This is a genomic window from Bacillus sp. ISL-75, assembly GCF_018613095.1.
On sequence record NZ_JAGGQX010000079.1, the window covers coordinates 26,793 to 40,236 of the forward strand.

12 protein-coding genes and 2 pseudogenes are annotated in these 13,444 nt (G+C 36.2%); 13 read left to right on the forward strand and 1 reads right to left on the reverse strand.

Annotated elements, in window-relative coordinates; genetic code table 11:
- The first annotated feature begins 25 nt into the window (after nucleotides 1-25).
- From J7E63_RS27275 to J7E63_RS27330, 11 genes and pseudogenes are all read left to right on the forward strand, one after another.
- On the forward strand, nucleotides 26-226 hold the full coding sequence (locus J7E63_RS27275) for a hypothetical protein (RefSeq protein ID WP_215018227.1): 201 nt from the start codon (nucleotides 26-28) through the stop codon (nucleotides 224-226).
- Nucleotides 189-884 (forward strand): annotated as a pseudogene (locus tag J7E63_RS29960) (alpha-amylase family glycosyl hydrolase). The gene J7E63_RS27275 and the pseudogene J7E63_RS29960 overlap by 38 nt, the downstream one beginning before the upstream one ends.
- 239 nt (nucleotides 885-1,123) lie before the next feature.
- A pseudogene (locus tag J7E63_RS30785) lies at nucleotides 1,124-1,360 on the forward strand (alpha-amylase family glycosyl hydrolase); the annotation flags it as partial.
- Between the two features lie 15 nt (nucleotides 1,361-1,375).
- Nucleotides 1,376-1,528 carry a hypothetical protein gene (locus tag J7E63_RS30790; protein WP_483861492.1) on the forward strand — a complete coding sequence of 51 codons (153 nt, stop codon included), beginning with the start codon at nucleotides 1,376-1,378 and terminating at the stop codon, nucleotides 1,526-1,528.
- Nucleotides 1,529-1,747: 219 nt separating this feature from the next.
- Nucleotides 1,748-3,073, forward strand: coding sequence for a sugar ABC transporter substrate-binding protein (locus tag J7E63_RS27300; RefSeq protein ID WP_214713555.1), 1,326 nt, complete (start codon nucleotides 1,748-1,750; stop codon nucleotides 3,071-3,073).
- 150 nt (nucleotides 3,074-3,223) lie between these two features.
- A complete protein-coding gene (locus tag J7E63_RS27305) occupies nucleotides 3,224-4,642 on the forward strand; it encodes a carbohydrate ABC transporter permease (protein WP_308160481.1) in 1,419 nt (472 codons plus the stop codon).
- A complete protein-coding gene (locus J7E63_RS27310; RefSeq protein ID WP_214713632.1) occupies nucleotides 4,642-5,478 on the forward strand; it encodes a sugar ABC transporter permease in 837 nt (278 codons plus the stop codon). The genes J7E63_RS27305 and J7E63_RS27310 overlap by 1 nt, the downstream gene beginning before the upstream one ends.
- A gap of 249 nt (nucleotides 5,479-5,727) precedes the next feature.
- Nucleotides 5,728-6,705: a LacI family DNA-binding transcriptional regulator gene (locus J7E63_RS27315; RefSeq protein ID WP_251026771.1), complete on the forward strand. Its 978-nt coding sequence runs from the start codon at nucleotides 5,728-5,730 to the stop codon at nucleotides 6,703-6,705.
- Between the two features lie 125 nt (nucleotides 6,706-6,830).
- Nucleotides 6,831-8,456 carry a glycoside hydrolase family 13 protein gene (locus J7E63_RS27320; protein ID WP_215018230.1) on the forward strand — a complete coding sequence of 542 codons (1,626 nt, stop codon included), beginning with the start codon at nucleotides 6,831-6,833 and terminating at the stop codon, nucleotides 8,454-8,456.
- Nucleotides 8,457-9,740: 1,284 nt separating this feature from the next.
- Nucleotides 9,741-10,691, forward strand: a complete 951-nt coding sequence (locus tag J7E63_RS27325; RefSeq protein WP_215018232.1) for a site-specific integrase — start codon at nucleotides 9,741-9,743, stop codon at nucleotides 10,689-10,691.
- Between the two features lie 375 nt (nucleotides 10,692-11,066).
- Nucleotides 11,067-12,035, forward strand: coding sequence for a tyrosine-type recombinase/integrase (locus J7E63_RS27330; RefSeq protein ID WP_215018234.1), 969 nt, complete (start codon nucleotides 11,067-11,069; stop codon nucleotides 12,033-12,035).
- Between the two features lie 134 nt (nucleotides 12,036-12,169).
- On the opposite strand, the gene J7E63_RS27335 is transcribed toward J7E63_RS27330, so the two are convergent.
- A complete protein-coding gene (locus J7E63_RS27335) occupies nucleotides 12,170-12,313 on the reverse strand; it encodes a hypothetical protein (protein WP_215018236.1) in 144 nt (47 codons plus the stop codon).
- Nucleotides 12,314-12,588: 275 nt separating this feature from the next.
- On the opposite strand from J7E63_RS27335, the gene J7E63_RS27340 reads away from it, so the two are divergent.
- Together J7E63_RS27340 and J7E63_RS27345 are read left to right on the forward strand one after the other, a co-directional pair.
- Entirely contained in the window at nucleotides 12,589-12,780 is a 192-nt protein-coding gene (locus tag J7E63_RS27340; RefSeq protein WP_215018239.1) for a hypothetical protein, read from the forward strand.
- Nucleotides 12,768-13,166 carry a hypothetical protein gene (locus J7E63_RS27345; protein WP_215018241.1) on the forward strand — a complete coding sequence of 133 codons (399 nt, stop codon included), beginning with the start codon at nucleotides 12,768-12,770 and terminating at the stop codon, nucleotides 13,164-13,166. Before J7E63_RS27340 ends, J7E63_RS27345 begins: the two co-directional genes overlap by 13 nt.
- Nucleotides 13,167-13,444: the final 278 nt, after the last annotated feature.

Consider the following 13,444-nt stretch of genomic DNA (forward strand, 5'->3'; position numbering starts at 1 on the left):
CTTTTTTATAGCAAAGAGAGAGTGAATGAAGTTAAAAAAATTTACAAAATCAGCAAGTGCGACTTTTTTAGCAACAAGCATACTTGTGACAGGATGTTCAAATGAAACAACTAGTATAAATCCCGAAAAAACCAAACTATTAAGCTCTGAACCTCATGGTGTCTATTATGAAATTTTAGTTCGTTCCTTTGCCGGATTCGGATGGAGATGGAATAGGAGATCTTAAAGGGGCTGCCAAGAAGCTGGACTATTTAAAAGATTTAGGAATTGAAGGAATTTGGCTTATGCCGATAAATCTATCACCAAGCTATCACTGTTATGATGTTACAAACTATCAGGAGATTAATCCAGAGTATGGCACATTGGAAGAAATGAGAGCGCTTGTAAAAGAAGCGCATTAAAGAGGAATCAATGTCATTATCGATCTTGTTGTCAATCACACAGGTAAAGAACATCCATGGTTCCAAAAAGCATTATCAGGTGATCCAAAATATAAAGATTACTATGTCTAGTCTAATAAAGACACAGATACAACGGCAATGGGTGAATGTGGCCAGCAAGTTTGGCATCAAGCAGGAAGCAATAAATATTACGAAGGTGTCTTTTGGGAAGGAATGCCTGATTTGAATTATAAAAATCCTTAGGTAAGGAAAGAAATAATTGACATAGGAAAGTTTTGGCTGACAGAAGTCGGTATTGATGGATTTCGTTTAGATGCTGCAAAACATATATTCCCCAACAACTTGGAGAATGATGAAGAAAATGACAATAGATGGTGGCAGAAATTTCGAGCTGAAATGGAAAAAGTCAATCCAAAAGTCCAATTAGTAGGAGAAGTTTGGGATACCGCAATGGTTGCTGCTCCATACTTGGCAAAGGGTTAACTTCTGCCTTTAACTTTGATTTAGCGGGTCAAATCCTCGAATCGGTAAAGTCAGTGAGTGATGCAGGAATTGTCACCTCATTAGGGAGAATAAGAGAATACTATAATAAGTCTCACAGGGGAATTTTATTGATTCCACTTTTATTACAAATCATGATATGACGTGTAATGAGCTAGTTAAACGGAAATGTGGAGCATGCCAAAATGGCTGCTTCTATATTTTGAAAAACGTTTTCAGGGAACCCATTCATCTATTATGGAGAGGAAATCGGTCTATCCGGTACAAAACCTGATGAACAAATACGTGAACCGTTCTTGTGGACAAAGAATCAAAATGCGGCTATTCAGACGAAATGGGAACCGCTTATCCAAAATCAAGATTTTAAAAAACTTTTTGCCGAAGCCGAGCTTAAGGATGAAAATTCTTTATTAAATCATTATAAAAAGATGATTCATGTACGCAGATCCAATAAGATGCTGATTGAAGGTGAAATGGAAGCCTCTTTTACAGAAGTAGAAGGATTTCTTTCATTTAAACGAGTGACCGATAGCGAACAAATGCTGGTTATCCACAATTTAATAGGTAAAGCAAAAGAGTTCTCTTTATCAGAAAAGGAAAGTGACTTTACCAATCATACTATATGACAAAGCAAGAATCAGAAGTAGACAATGAGGGAGAAAAGGAACAAATTAAAATGCCTTCCTATTTTCCATTATTTTAAAAAAGAATTCGAAGTATAGTTACACTTTAGCCAATTGTGCAAACGATTGCACTAACTTAAATTTTCAACTGTTTATTTTGGTAGAAACTTTACCAAATAAGCATTGAGATAAATATTAATAAATCAAAAGGTGGGAATTATTTTGAAAAAGCTATTAAATCTATCTTTAATCGCACTGTTACTATTTGCATTAGCAGCATGCAGTAAGCCAGGGGCCCAAACGGGAGGAGAAGCTTCTAAAGAAACCGCTAAAAGCAGTTCAGCAAAAGAAACAGCAAAAGAAGAAATTACCCCGGAAGAAGGAGCAAAGCTGGTTTTATGGGATAACAAGGATGAAGAAGGTGAATGGGCAAAATATGTCGCAAAAGAATTCACAAAAAAATATGGAATCCCGGTTAAATATGCAAATGTAAATCATACTGATGCTCCTGGAAAGCTTGAAACAGATGGTCCTGCCGGATTAGGAGCAGACGTATTTAATGCGGCCAACGATCATTTAGGAGAGATGAGCAAGGCTGGATTAGTTTATGATAACTATTATGCAGATGAATATAAGAAACGCTTTATGGATAGTGCCATTACAGCCGTATCTGCAAAAGATGAAGAGGGCAAGCTTAAAACATTTGGTTTCCCGTTAAACATTGAAGGAGTTGCCCTTTTCTATAACAAAACTTTATTGGATGAAATGGGCTTTAAACCAGCCGAAACAATGGAAGAATTAATCAAGCAATCGAAAGAGTTTCAGAAAAAACACCAAGGTTCATATGGTTTCATGATTGAACCAGGTAATTTCTACTTAATCCATGGATTTGTTGGAGGATATGGCGGTTATATTTTCGGGGACAAAAATACAGATCCAAATGAAATTGGTTTAAACAATGAAGGTTCGCTAAAAGCAGCGAAATTAATGCAACGTATCCGTGATGAATTATTGCCGCTGAAAAAAGAAGACCTTACCAGTGATGTCATCAATTCTTACTTTACTGAAGGAAAACTTTTATATAATATCACTGGTCCTTGGATGGTGAAAGGCTATTCAGATGCTAAAGTCAATTTTGGAATTACAACTCTACCGAAACTTGACAATGGGGAAGTTCCAACCACTTTTTCAGGAACAAAGGCCTACTATGTTAATGCTTATAGTAAATATCCACAAGCAGCGACATTGTTGGCAAAATTCGCGACAAGTGATGAAATGCTGTTAAAACGTTATGAATTAACAGGACAGCTGCCACCTTCTAAAGCATTATTAGAAAATGAAACCATTAAGCAAGACAAATTAAATCATGCTTTCTTAGAACAAGCACAATATTCCATTTCAATGCCTAATATCCCTGAAATGCAAAATGTATGGGGTGCAGAAGAAGTGGCATATACAGCGATTTGGAATAAGGCTGCTGAACCTCAAACAGCACTGGATAAAGGGGTTCAACAAATTAAAGATGCCATCAAGTCCCAGACTAAATAATTACATTTAAAAATGAGGCTGACTCATTGGTAAGTCTCCCGAAAGCAAAATAAATAGTATGCTTTTCCTGAGAGAAATCTATCTATTTTGTTGGTTTAAGGGGTTAATGCCTGGAGAGTCCAGCCTCTCATTTCAAAAGGAGGGTGAAAAATGAATACGACAGCTCGAAAATATGTAGATGATCAACTGCCTATCTCGCAAAAGTATGAATCAAAGAATAGAAAAAAATCTTCTAAATCACCGCAACCAGCTAAAAAATCATTCCTGACAAAGCCTAGAATGGCTGCTATACTTTCCGGATTATTTATGGGACTTGGACAGCTGTATAATCGACAAATCGTAAAAGGATTGAGTTTTTTAGCACTGGAATTGTATCTGCTTATATTTTGGACGGTCCCTTTCCAATGGGCTATGTGGGGGATTACAACATTAGGGGAAACACCTCAGCATCGGGTCGGGTTTAAAATTGTTCAGGGTGACCATTCCATTTTCTTATTAATTAACGGAATCATATTTTTAATTTCATCCCTACTTTTCCTATGGTTCTATTATTTAAATATTCGGGATGCCTATAAGGTTGCCGTTAGAAATGAAAAGGGAATTAAACCTAATAACGCAAAAGAGATGTTTAAAAACATATGGGAAAATGGCTTTCCTTATATTTTGTTAACACCCTCTGTTCTATTTACAGCTTTTCTAACCATTCTTCCATTATTATTTGGTATTTTAATTGCATTTACAAATTATTCAGCACCCAATCACCTGCCGCCAAAGCACTTAGTGGATTGGGTAGGATTTGATACCTTTATTCAGCTGTTTCAAATGAAAACATGGAGTGCCACTTTTTATGGTGTGTTTTCATGGACCGTTGTTTGGGCCATTATTTCAACTGCTACCACTTTTTTCTTAGGACTTTTTTTCGCTGTATTACTTAACCAGCAAGGAATTAAATTGAAAAAGTTTTGGCGAAGCATTTTTATCCTGCCATGGGCGATTCCACAGTTTGTTTCGATTTTAATCATGAGAAACATTTTTAATGGTGAATTTGGTCCTTTAAATCGTTATTTAATGGACTTGGGTGTGATTCAGCATGCAATCCCTTGGTTATCCGATCCATTATGGGCGAAAATGACACTTATTGTTGTCAATATGTGGTTTGGCTTTCCCTTCTGGATGGTATTAATGAGCGGAGTATTAACAAGTATAGATAAAGAAATATACGAAGCAGCAGATGTGGATGGTGCATCACCAATACAAAAATTTTGGAAAATTACCATGCCGTTGATGATGTTTGCGACTGCACCACTTGCGATCATGTCTTTTGCAGGAAATTTTAACAACTTTAACATTATTTATTTAATGACAGAAGGCGGACCTGTCAATGTGGATTATAGCTATGCCGGATCGACAGACATTTTGATAAGCTGGATTTATAAACTGACACTGGACAATAATCAATTTGCAATGGCTTCTGTCGTCTCCATATTGATTTTCGTTGTGATTGCTACATTCTCCATTTGGAACTTTAGAAGAACAAAAGCCTTTAAAGAGGAGGATATGATGTCATGATGGGATTAAGCTTAAAAAAGAAAATTAGCCATACCGTTATTTATACTATTTTAATCATAACAACGGTATTTATTTTATACCCTGTCATTTGGATTCTAACTGGTTCTATGAACCCAGGAAACTCTTTATTCTCTACTCGTTTAATTCCTGATTCTATATCATTTGTACATTATCAATATCTATTTAAAGAAACGGATTATCTATTATGGTATAAAAATACGTTGAAAATTGCATTCGCGAATACGATATTGTCTACGCTTCTAGTTGTAACAGCAGCTTATGCTTTTTCCAGATTTCGTTTTCCCGGAAGAAAACAAGGTTTAATGACCATGCTTGTTTTGCAAATGTTTCCTAGCTTTATGGGCATGATTGCTATCTATATCCTATTATTGCAAATGAATTTACTCGACAACCATTGGGGACTCGTTCTCGTTTATGCCGGAGGATCGATTCCATTTGGTGCGTGGCTTGTGAAAGGGTACTTTGACGGTTTCCCAAAAAGTCTTGAAGAAGCAGCAAAAATTGACGGTGCCAGCCATATGACGATTTTCTATAAAATCATGATGCCACTTTCAAAACCTATTCTAGTCTTTGTGGCGGTTACAAACTTTATTGGACCGTGGATGGACTTTATTTTTGCAAAGCTTGTTCTACGTTCTGATCAAAAGAAAACATTGGCTGTTGGGCTGTTCGAGATGGTAACCGGCCGCGGGAATACAGAGTTCACTAACTTTGCTGCCGGTGCTGTGTTAGTAGCTGTACCAATTACGATTTTATTCTTTATATTCCAGGATCATCTTACAGAAGGACTGAAAGCAGGGGCAAATAAAGGTTAATGATGATTGATCTCACTTAATCGTTGTTGTTATTAGTAAAAGAGAAGGAATGAAAAATGATCGCTTCAATTACTAGCAGGTGATGCGTCAGAATCTCGCTTCTTCTCTTTTCGAATAGTTAGTTAGTTCTTTAGTATATCATAATTCAAGAACATACAAATAATAGGGGGATGTAAAGCTGTTGAAGAAGTTTTACACATGTGGTAATGTTTATTAGTAAAACGTTTACGTGAAAGTTGGTGATAGATAATGGTTACTATTAAAGATGTAGCAAAACAAGCAGGTGTATCTGTCGCGACTGTTTCTCGTATTTTGAATAACCTACCAGGCTACTCTGAAAAAACGAAACAGCGGGTAGAACAAGTGATTGAATCGATTGGCTATCAGCCTAACGCTGTTGCCCGGGGTTTGATTAATCGTGAAACAAAAACAATTGGCGTCCTTGTCCCCGATGTATCACAGCTATTTGCAAATGAGGTTCTGGCAGGGGTTGAGGAACGTGCTCATGAGCTTGGTTATACTGTGATGATCTGTAAAACAAACTATCGTACAAGGGATTATTTACAAACTTTGTATGAAAAACGTGTAGATGGAATTATTATGGTGAGTGGCACGATTACGCCTGATGAATATAAACAGATAGAAATGATGAAGGTACCGGTAGTATTAGTCGCAACCCAAACAAACTATCCTATACGATTTTTAAAAGTGGATGATTATCAAGCTTCATATGATGCTGCAGCCTATCTAATTAAAAAGGGTCATTCTCGTATTGGGATGATTGCAGGAACAAAAGAAGATGCTGTCGCGACCATTCCACGTGTAAAAGGATTTACGGATGCGTTAAATGACGCTGGTATAAAAGTAACCAATGAAATGGTTACGCACGGCGATTATCATTTTAAAAGTGGAATAGAATGTATGGATCAATTATTAAGCAATGATCCGTCCATTACAGGTGTATTTTGTGCAAGTGATGAAATGGCTGCAGGTGCATTATCTTTTTTATATAAACAAGGAATCAGAGTTCCAGAAAAACTATCGGTTATTGGGTTTGATAACACTCCAACGGCTGAAAAGGCGATTCCTCCACTTACGACGGTAGCGCAGCCATTATACGAAATGGGAAGGTCCTCCGTTCAGCTATTATTGGATCCATATGTAATTGTGAATCAGATTTTTCCCCATCGAATAGTTGAACGTGACACGGTCCGTTCCTTAAAATAAGATTCAGTATTTTGTAACGTTGAGTGAAAATGATGGATTTATTACTTTCACTCAACGTTATAAAATCGCTTAACCGTAAACGTTTACGTTGAAATATGAATATAAGAAATGAAAGGAAGATCAATATGGAGAAAAAATGGTGGAAAGAGAGTGTCGTATATCAAATATATCCTCGCAGCTTTATGGATAGTAACGGTGATGGAATTGGTGATTTAAAAGGTATTATAAGCAGATTAGAGTATTTAGAAAAACTGGGGATTACTGCCATTTGGCTTAGCCCAGTCTACCAATCACCAAATGATGATAATGGCTATGATATTAGTGATTATCAAGATATAATGACAGAATTTGGCACGATGGATGACATGGATGAGTTGATTAAGAAGGCAGAACAACGAAACATTAAAATCATAATGGATTTAGTTGTTAACCACACATCAGATGAGCACAAGTGGTTTATCGAATCTCGTAAAGGTAAAGACAATCCTTATCGTGATTATTATGTCTGGAGAGACCCCGTACACGGTGAAGCACCTAATTCACTCAGATCAACGTTTAGTGGTTCAGCCTGGGAGTATGATGAAGAGACTGGTCAATATTATTTACATCTATTCAGCAAAAAACAACCAGACTTAAACTGGGAAAACGAAAAAGTCAGACAAGAAGTATGGGATATGATGAATTTTTGGCTAGAAAAAGGTGTTGGTGGATTTCGGATGGATGTGATTGATTTAATCGGTAAAATTCCAGATGAAGAAGTAACAGGAAATGGGCCAAGATTACACGATTACTTGCAAGAAATGAATCGGGAAACCTTTGGAAAACACGATGTGTTAACAGTTGGAGAAACCTGGGGGGCAACGCCAGAAATTGCCAAGCTTTATTCTGATCCAAAACGTAATGAGTTATCCATGGTCTTCCAATTTGAACATGTTTGCCTGGACCAACAACCCGGTAAAGAAAAATGGGACCTTAATCGGTTAGAGGTAGAGGAATTAAAACAGGTCCTTAGTAAATGGCAAACATCCTTAGGGAATGAGGGTTGGAATAGTTTGTTTTGGAACAACCACGATTTACCTCGAATTGTGTCCCGGTGGGGAAATGATACAACGTATCGAGTGGAAAGTGCAAAAATGTTTGCAATTTTGCTTCACCTAATGAAGGGAACACCTTACATCTATCAAGGTGAAGAGATTGGCATGACGAATTGTCCTGTAAAAGATATAAGTGAAGTCGATGATATTGAAAGCATGAATATGTACCATGAGCGTTTGGCAAACGGTTATGAAAAAGAAGATATAATTGCGTCAATCAACGCAATGGGACGCGATAACGCTAGGACACCAATGCAATGGGATGATTCACAAAACGCTGGATTTACATCTGGTACCCCTTGGTTACATGTAAATCCAAATTTTGATGAGATTAATGTAAAAGCAAACCTAGAAGATTCCAAATCTATTTTTTACTGCTACCAAAAATTAATTCAATTAAGAAAAGAAAATCCAATTGTTGTCTGGGGAGACTTTGAATTAGTAATGGATGTACCTGAGCAGGTCTTTATCTATATGCGTCATTATAAAGGACAGACTTGGGTTGTTGTAGCAAACTTTAATGAAGAGGTAACAACAGTAGAACTATCGGATTTTGGACAAAGTGATTATGTAATTATCAGTAATTATGAAAGATCAGTGATTGACTTTAAGCAACTTGATTTAAAACCGTACGAAGCATTTGCTGTGAAATTATGACTTTGGCTGAATTTATATTTATTAAAAATGTTCCTGTGATTTGGGACGATACTATCGTACCAAATGGTGAAATTGGGGAATATATATTACGGTGACCCTTCATAGTTCCATCAGCTGGGAAGAGCACTCATACTACACGGATGATAAGTATGTATAGATTGTACAGAAAACCAATCAACATTCCTGAAGATTAGCAAGGAAAATCATTAAAAGTAACATAAGGTAAGATTTGAGCCTGAAGAATAACCAAAAATAACACCGTCCCTCTAACTTCAAAACTGTGTGTGTCTTTAAAAATTATAATTGTTCATAAATACAAAAAGTCTCGAAAGAATTTTACGAGACTTTTTGTATTTATGAAGAAATTTTATTCCTTGCTATCGATTGACTTTAATCTATTCAAGCTAGGTGACGAAAGGAATATTAATTATCTCACAAAATTAACAACATATATGTCAAAATATATATTATTAAAGTCATATATAATATAATTGTTGTTATTTACGTTTATATAGTATTTTGCATCATTAATTTTAGATATAGATCATAATAATAATAATATTAAAAATCATAGATAAAAGGTAAGCCGATAGTGTTTCTTTAACAATAAAATGATCTTTTTTAAAAGAAGAGACAAATATTTGTATATATAACCTTTTTCCTTGAATTAATAAACAATTAACCTACAACGAAATTACATGTATGATTGTACATAAAAGAAAAGATAAATGCGCTAGAATGTAAATCTCCAACACCCTAAATAATGGGAGTATTTTATTATTTAATTTTAAACATCTTAATAATATTCAATAATTGTAGAATTTTAGAAAGTCCATATTGGATTAAAGTATTTGGTGATAGATAGCTATTGCTTTACGAATAGATATTAGGGAGGGATAAAGAGTTTTCCTATAAGTAATATTGCAAAAAAGCTCTCTATTATGATTAAGATTATATGTAACCTGAATCCTTATTTGAAATTCATCACCATGCGGTTTAATTGTAAATACATATTCATTTCAATGTGCAAAGTTTCATATTGTTTGTGCTCATCGTGACTGGCTCCTTCTATTAATACATGATATATTTTAAATTTCATTATAGTCTTGACTATTTATTAATGTGGTTATTAGATGTTACCATTTTAGAAAGGTTAACTTCTAATTTGTGTGAATTAAAATCATGGATTTTTTCTCTATTTTGTTTACGAAAATACTAAGTTCCGATAATATATAGTTATCGGAACTTAAAACCGGAAAAACCAGCCGTTAAGGAGGTTCGATTATGCAGTTAACTGAAAGTGGAAAATTTCTTCAGATTGACAAAGAAAAACTGGAAAAAATTAAATTCTACATACAAAACTCTAAAAGTAAGAACACCCAGAGAAGTTACGCGTCGGACTGGAAGCATTTCACAGAGTGGTGTGAGTTGAATGGGCGAGATCCCCTTCCGGCATCTGCGGGTACACTGTGCCTTTATTTATCGGAATTGGCAACAACACATAAATATTCGACTATACGAAGACGAGTTTCTTCTATTAATATGGCACATAAATTCAAACATCTTCTTCCACCATCCAAGGAAGTTGAGGTCCAAGCCTTATTGGAAGGAATTAAAAGAGAGATCGGTACTCGGCAAGAACCGAAAAAGGCATTGATGCTACAGGTGCTTCCGGCCTTAATCGATAAAATTGATATCTCGACTCTTATTGGTGTACGAGATAAAGCCATCCTATTATTAGGTTTTGCCCTTGCGAGCCGACGTTCAGAATTGGTATCTATTGATATAGAAGATTTAGAAATCAACGACTTTGGAATGGACGTAAGGGTTCGCGAAACTAAAACGAAAAATGATGATCTTATAAAAGGTGTTGTTTATACGTACAATGAATTTTGCCCAGTTAAAGCAACTAAAGAATGGATTAAAATAAGTAAAACCACTACTGGAGCGTTGTTTCGTTCCATTGATCGGCATGGAAATATCAAGGAAAGGTTGAGTGATAAATCTGTAGCACTCATCATAAAGAAATATATCGGGGAACTTGGTATGGATGTAAACGACTTTGCGGCACATAGTTTGAGAAGTGGACTATCGACAAGCGCGGCCATGATGGGAATGACGGAAATAGCCATAATGAAACAAACGGGCCATAAAACCAGGGAGATGGTTGATCGTTATGTTCAGGCAGGTTTACGATATAAGAACAATGCAAGTAGTATTTTAAAAAATTTATAATATACAATTTTTAGTGTGTTGGAGATTTGCATTTAAACGAAATTATCTTTCCTTTGATGTACAACTACTCATCTAATTTCGTTCTGTATAAATTGTCAGAAAGATTCAGAGAGGCTTAAGTCGAGTGTCTCCTCCACAGTCTTCAAAACTGCTTGAGACCTGCGTGTCAGGTCTGGTGGGTTTGATTCCCACGCAGTTCCGCCATTAAGTCAATTGTATCAAGGGTTTTCGCAATTTTATATTGATAAAAGTTTTTACATATTCCTTCACCAGTCTCACGCCTATCTACCGGCAAGACTGTAGAGGGACTGTCGCCGAGACTGTAGAGAACGTTTCCTTCAACCTCCAAATAATTATTCGTTGGAGGTTATTTTTATGCAAAAAAAGGTTAAGCCAAAACTAGGTAAGATTAGAGAGGGTAGTAAATCGAAAACTAAGGCTGATTCAAATATCCTGACATTGGATGAGATGTTTGATAAGTTTATGACTGCTAAGAAAACAGAAGGTTTAGCATCTAGGACAATTGATGAGTACTACAATAACTATGCCTATCTCAAAGAGTTTCTTGGTGAAGAGATGACGAATGAGAACGTCACTACTGAAGATTTTCAAGGATATATAGGGTATATGATTCATGACAAAGAACTTTCTCCTATGACAGTTAATATATGCATTCGTAATATGAGAGCATTTATTAAATACTGTCACAAGAAGGGATGGATTAATGAACCTATCCATGAGGATTTCAAGCCGATCAAAACACCAGAAGATACGTTAGAATCATTTACACCCGAAGAAGTTATGAGGATGATCGGCGTCATTGACGATTCGACGTACACTGGATTCAGAAATAAAGTAATCATTTATGTTCTATTAGATACGCTAGTACGCATTTCTGAACTTTGTGCAATGAAGCGGAGCAACGTAAATCTTGAGAAGGGTGAAATATTCCTTGAGGCAATGGACACAAAGACCAGAAAAGCCCGAATCGTGCCAATTACCGAACCTACAATTGAATTACTAAAAGAATATATGGAAATTACCGAGGATTTCGAGGATGAAAATTTATTCTTAACTTATGTTGGACACGAAATTAATCATGCTACGATCAGAATTGACATGAGAGATCTCGGAAGGGTAGCAGGGGTTAAAAAACGTGTCAGTCCTCATACATTCCGTCATACTGGAGCGTTATGGTATATTAAAAATGGTGGAGACCCATTTAGCTTACAAAAGACTTTAGGGCATACGGATATGAGTATGACACGTAAATACATTCAGATGAGCAATATGGATGTTCAAGGACAACACAAGAAATATTCACCTATCAATAATTTGATATAAAAACGTACATGGTTTTGGGCAGTCACTTTTTGGTGGCTGCTTTTTATTTTCGTTCCATGATCTCGGCTCCTTTTTAGACAAATAAAAAAAGCTCCAATTACTTTTTGTAATAAGAGCTCTTTCTATGTTTTTACCTATTTCGACCGATCTTCTATCTCCAAAAGGGCGCCGGTTTCTTCGGCTTCCCTGGCTTCCGGTCCTTTTTCTGTTTTAATGCCTTGTTTGCTGTCGATTTCCCACTTTTCGTGGATCGTGAGCTGGTCTTTTTTGTCTGCCATGCTTATACCTCCCGCACATAAACCTCCCATCCCCGGTCGCTGTGCTTAATTATTTTTTCTGCTACATAGCGGGCGTTTTCTGGCACTAATACTTCCATTTCTGATTGTATGCCGGACAGGGTAGCTGATAACGAAAAAGAACCCAAAGCGGGGACTATGGGTTCTTCATCTACCTTCCACGGGTAATTATAACAAAAAATGTCATATTCAATTATTATCAAGTATATACCATTTGTAGAAATTTAAACGATAAAAACCCACACAGGTGGACGATTGTGTGGGTTCTTAAAGATGTTAGATGGCTTGGAAATAGTCGTTTGGCTCAATGTTCACACATGCTAAAACAAAAGACTGCTGAGAAGTGGATAAAAGCCAATTTCCAGCCTGATGAATGTATCCTTTACTTAGGTATTGATTGGACAGAAGAACACCGCACAAAGGCAACTACAAGGAATTGGGCACCGTAAAAGCTGAGTTTCCAATGTGTCAAGAGCCTTATCTATCCAAAGTTGAAATGATTAGTTATTTGGAAACGGTAGGCATAAAAATTCCTAAACTTTACAAACTTGGTTTTTCTCATAATAACTGTTCAGGAATGTGTGTGAGAGGTGGACAAGGTCACTTTATCCATCTACTTAAAACCTTTCCAGATCGTTATGAATGGCTAGAGAATTACGAAAAGGAAATGCAAGCTTATCTAGGCAAAGAAGTAACTATCTTGAAAAGAACAAGAAACAAAGTGCAGGAAAACTTGTCACTGGAGCAATTAAGAAAAGAGTACCAAGCAAACCAAACGGAGCAAATTGATATGTTTGATATTGGTGGATGCGGGTGCTTTGTGAATTACGATTAATGTCGTACTACGAGAATATTGTGAAGCAATGTACTTAAGCTACCATGAAAATAAACTTCTGTAATTCAGAAAAAAAGGCAATACTAAAGAAGACGCAGCTCATTCATTTTTTAAAAAGGGGAGAGCGCCTAATCATGAATCTTAGGAATTGAGTTGAATAGATTAAGATGCTTCTGGTTCTTGTAAAGTAACGATGTATCCTAAACTTTCAAGTCTTCGAAGTGAATGCCGGACAATGGATTGCTGTTTCTGTTTGTCAAAGTAGTCTTCGCCTAGGT

Coding starts and splice junctions, on each gene's coding strand:
- J7E63_RS27305 (WP_308160481.1), top strand. CDS start 3,224: ATGAATACGACAGCTCGAAAATATGTAGATGATCAACTGCCTATCTCG.
- J7E63_RS30790 (WP_483861492.1), top strand. CDS start 1,376: ATGGAAGCCTCTTTTACAGAAGTAGAAGGATTTCTTTCATTTAAACGA.
- J7E63_RS27315 (WP_251026771.1), top strand. CDS start 5,728: ATGGTTACTATTAAAGATGTAGCAAAACAAGCAGGTGTATCTGTCGCG.
- J7E63_RS27275 (WP_215018227.1), top strand. CDS start 26: ATGAAGTTAAAAAAATTTACAAAATCAGCAAGTGCGACTTTTTTAGCA.
- J7E63_RS27330 (WP_215018234.1), top strand. CDS start 11,067: ATGCAAAAAAAGGTTAAGCCAAAACTAGGTAAGATTAGAGAGGGTAGT.
- J7E63_RS27310 (WP_214713632.1), top strand. CDS start 4,642: ATGGGATTAAGCTTAAAAAAGAAAATTAGCCATACCGTTATTTATACT.
- J7E63_RS27320 (WP_215018230.1), top strand. CDS start 6,831: ATGGAGAAAAAATGGTGGAAAGAGAGTGTCGTATATCAAATATATCCT.
- J7E63_RS27335 (WP_215018236.1), bottom strand. CDS start 12,313: ATGGCAGACAAAAAAGACCAGCTCACGATCCACGAAAAGTGGGAAATC.
- J7E63_RS27325 (WP_215018232.1), top strand. CDS start 9,741: ATGCAGTTAACTGAAAGTGGAAAATTTCTTCAGATTGACAAAGAAAAA.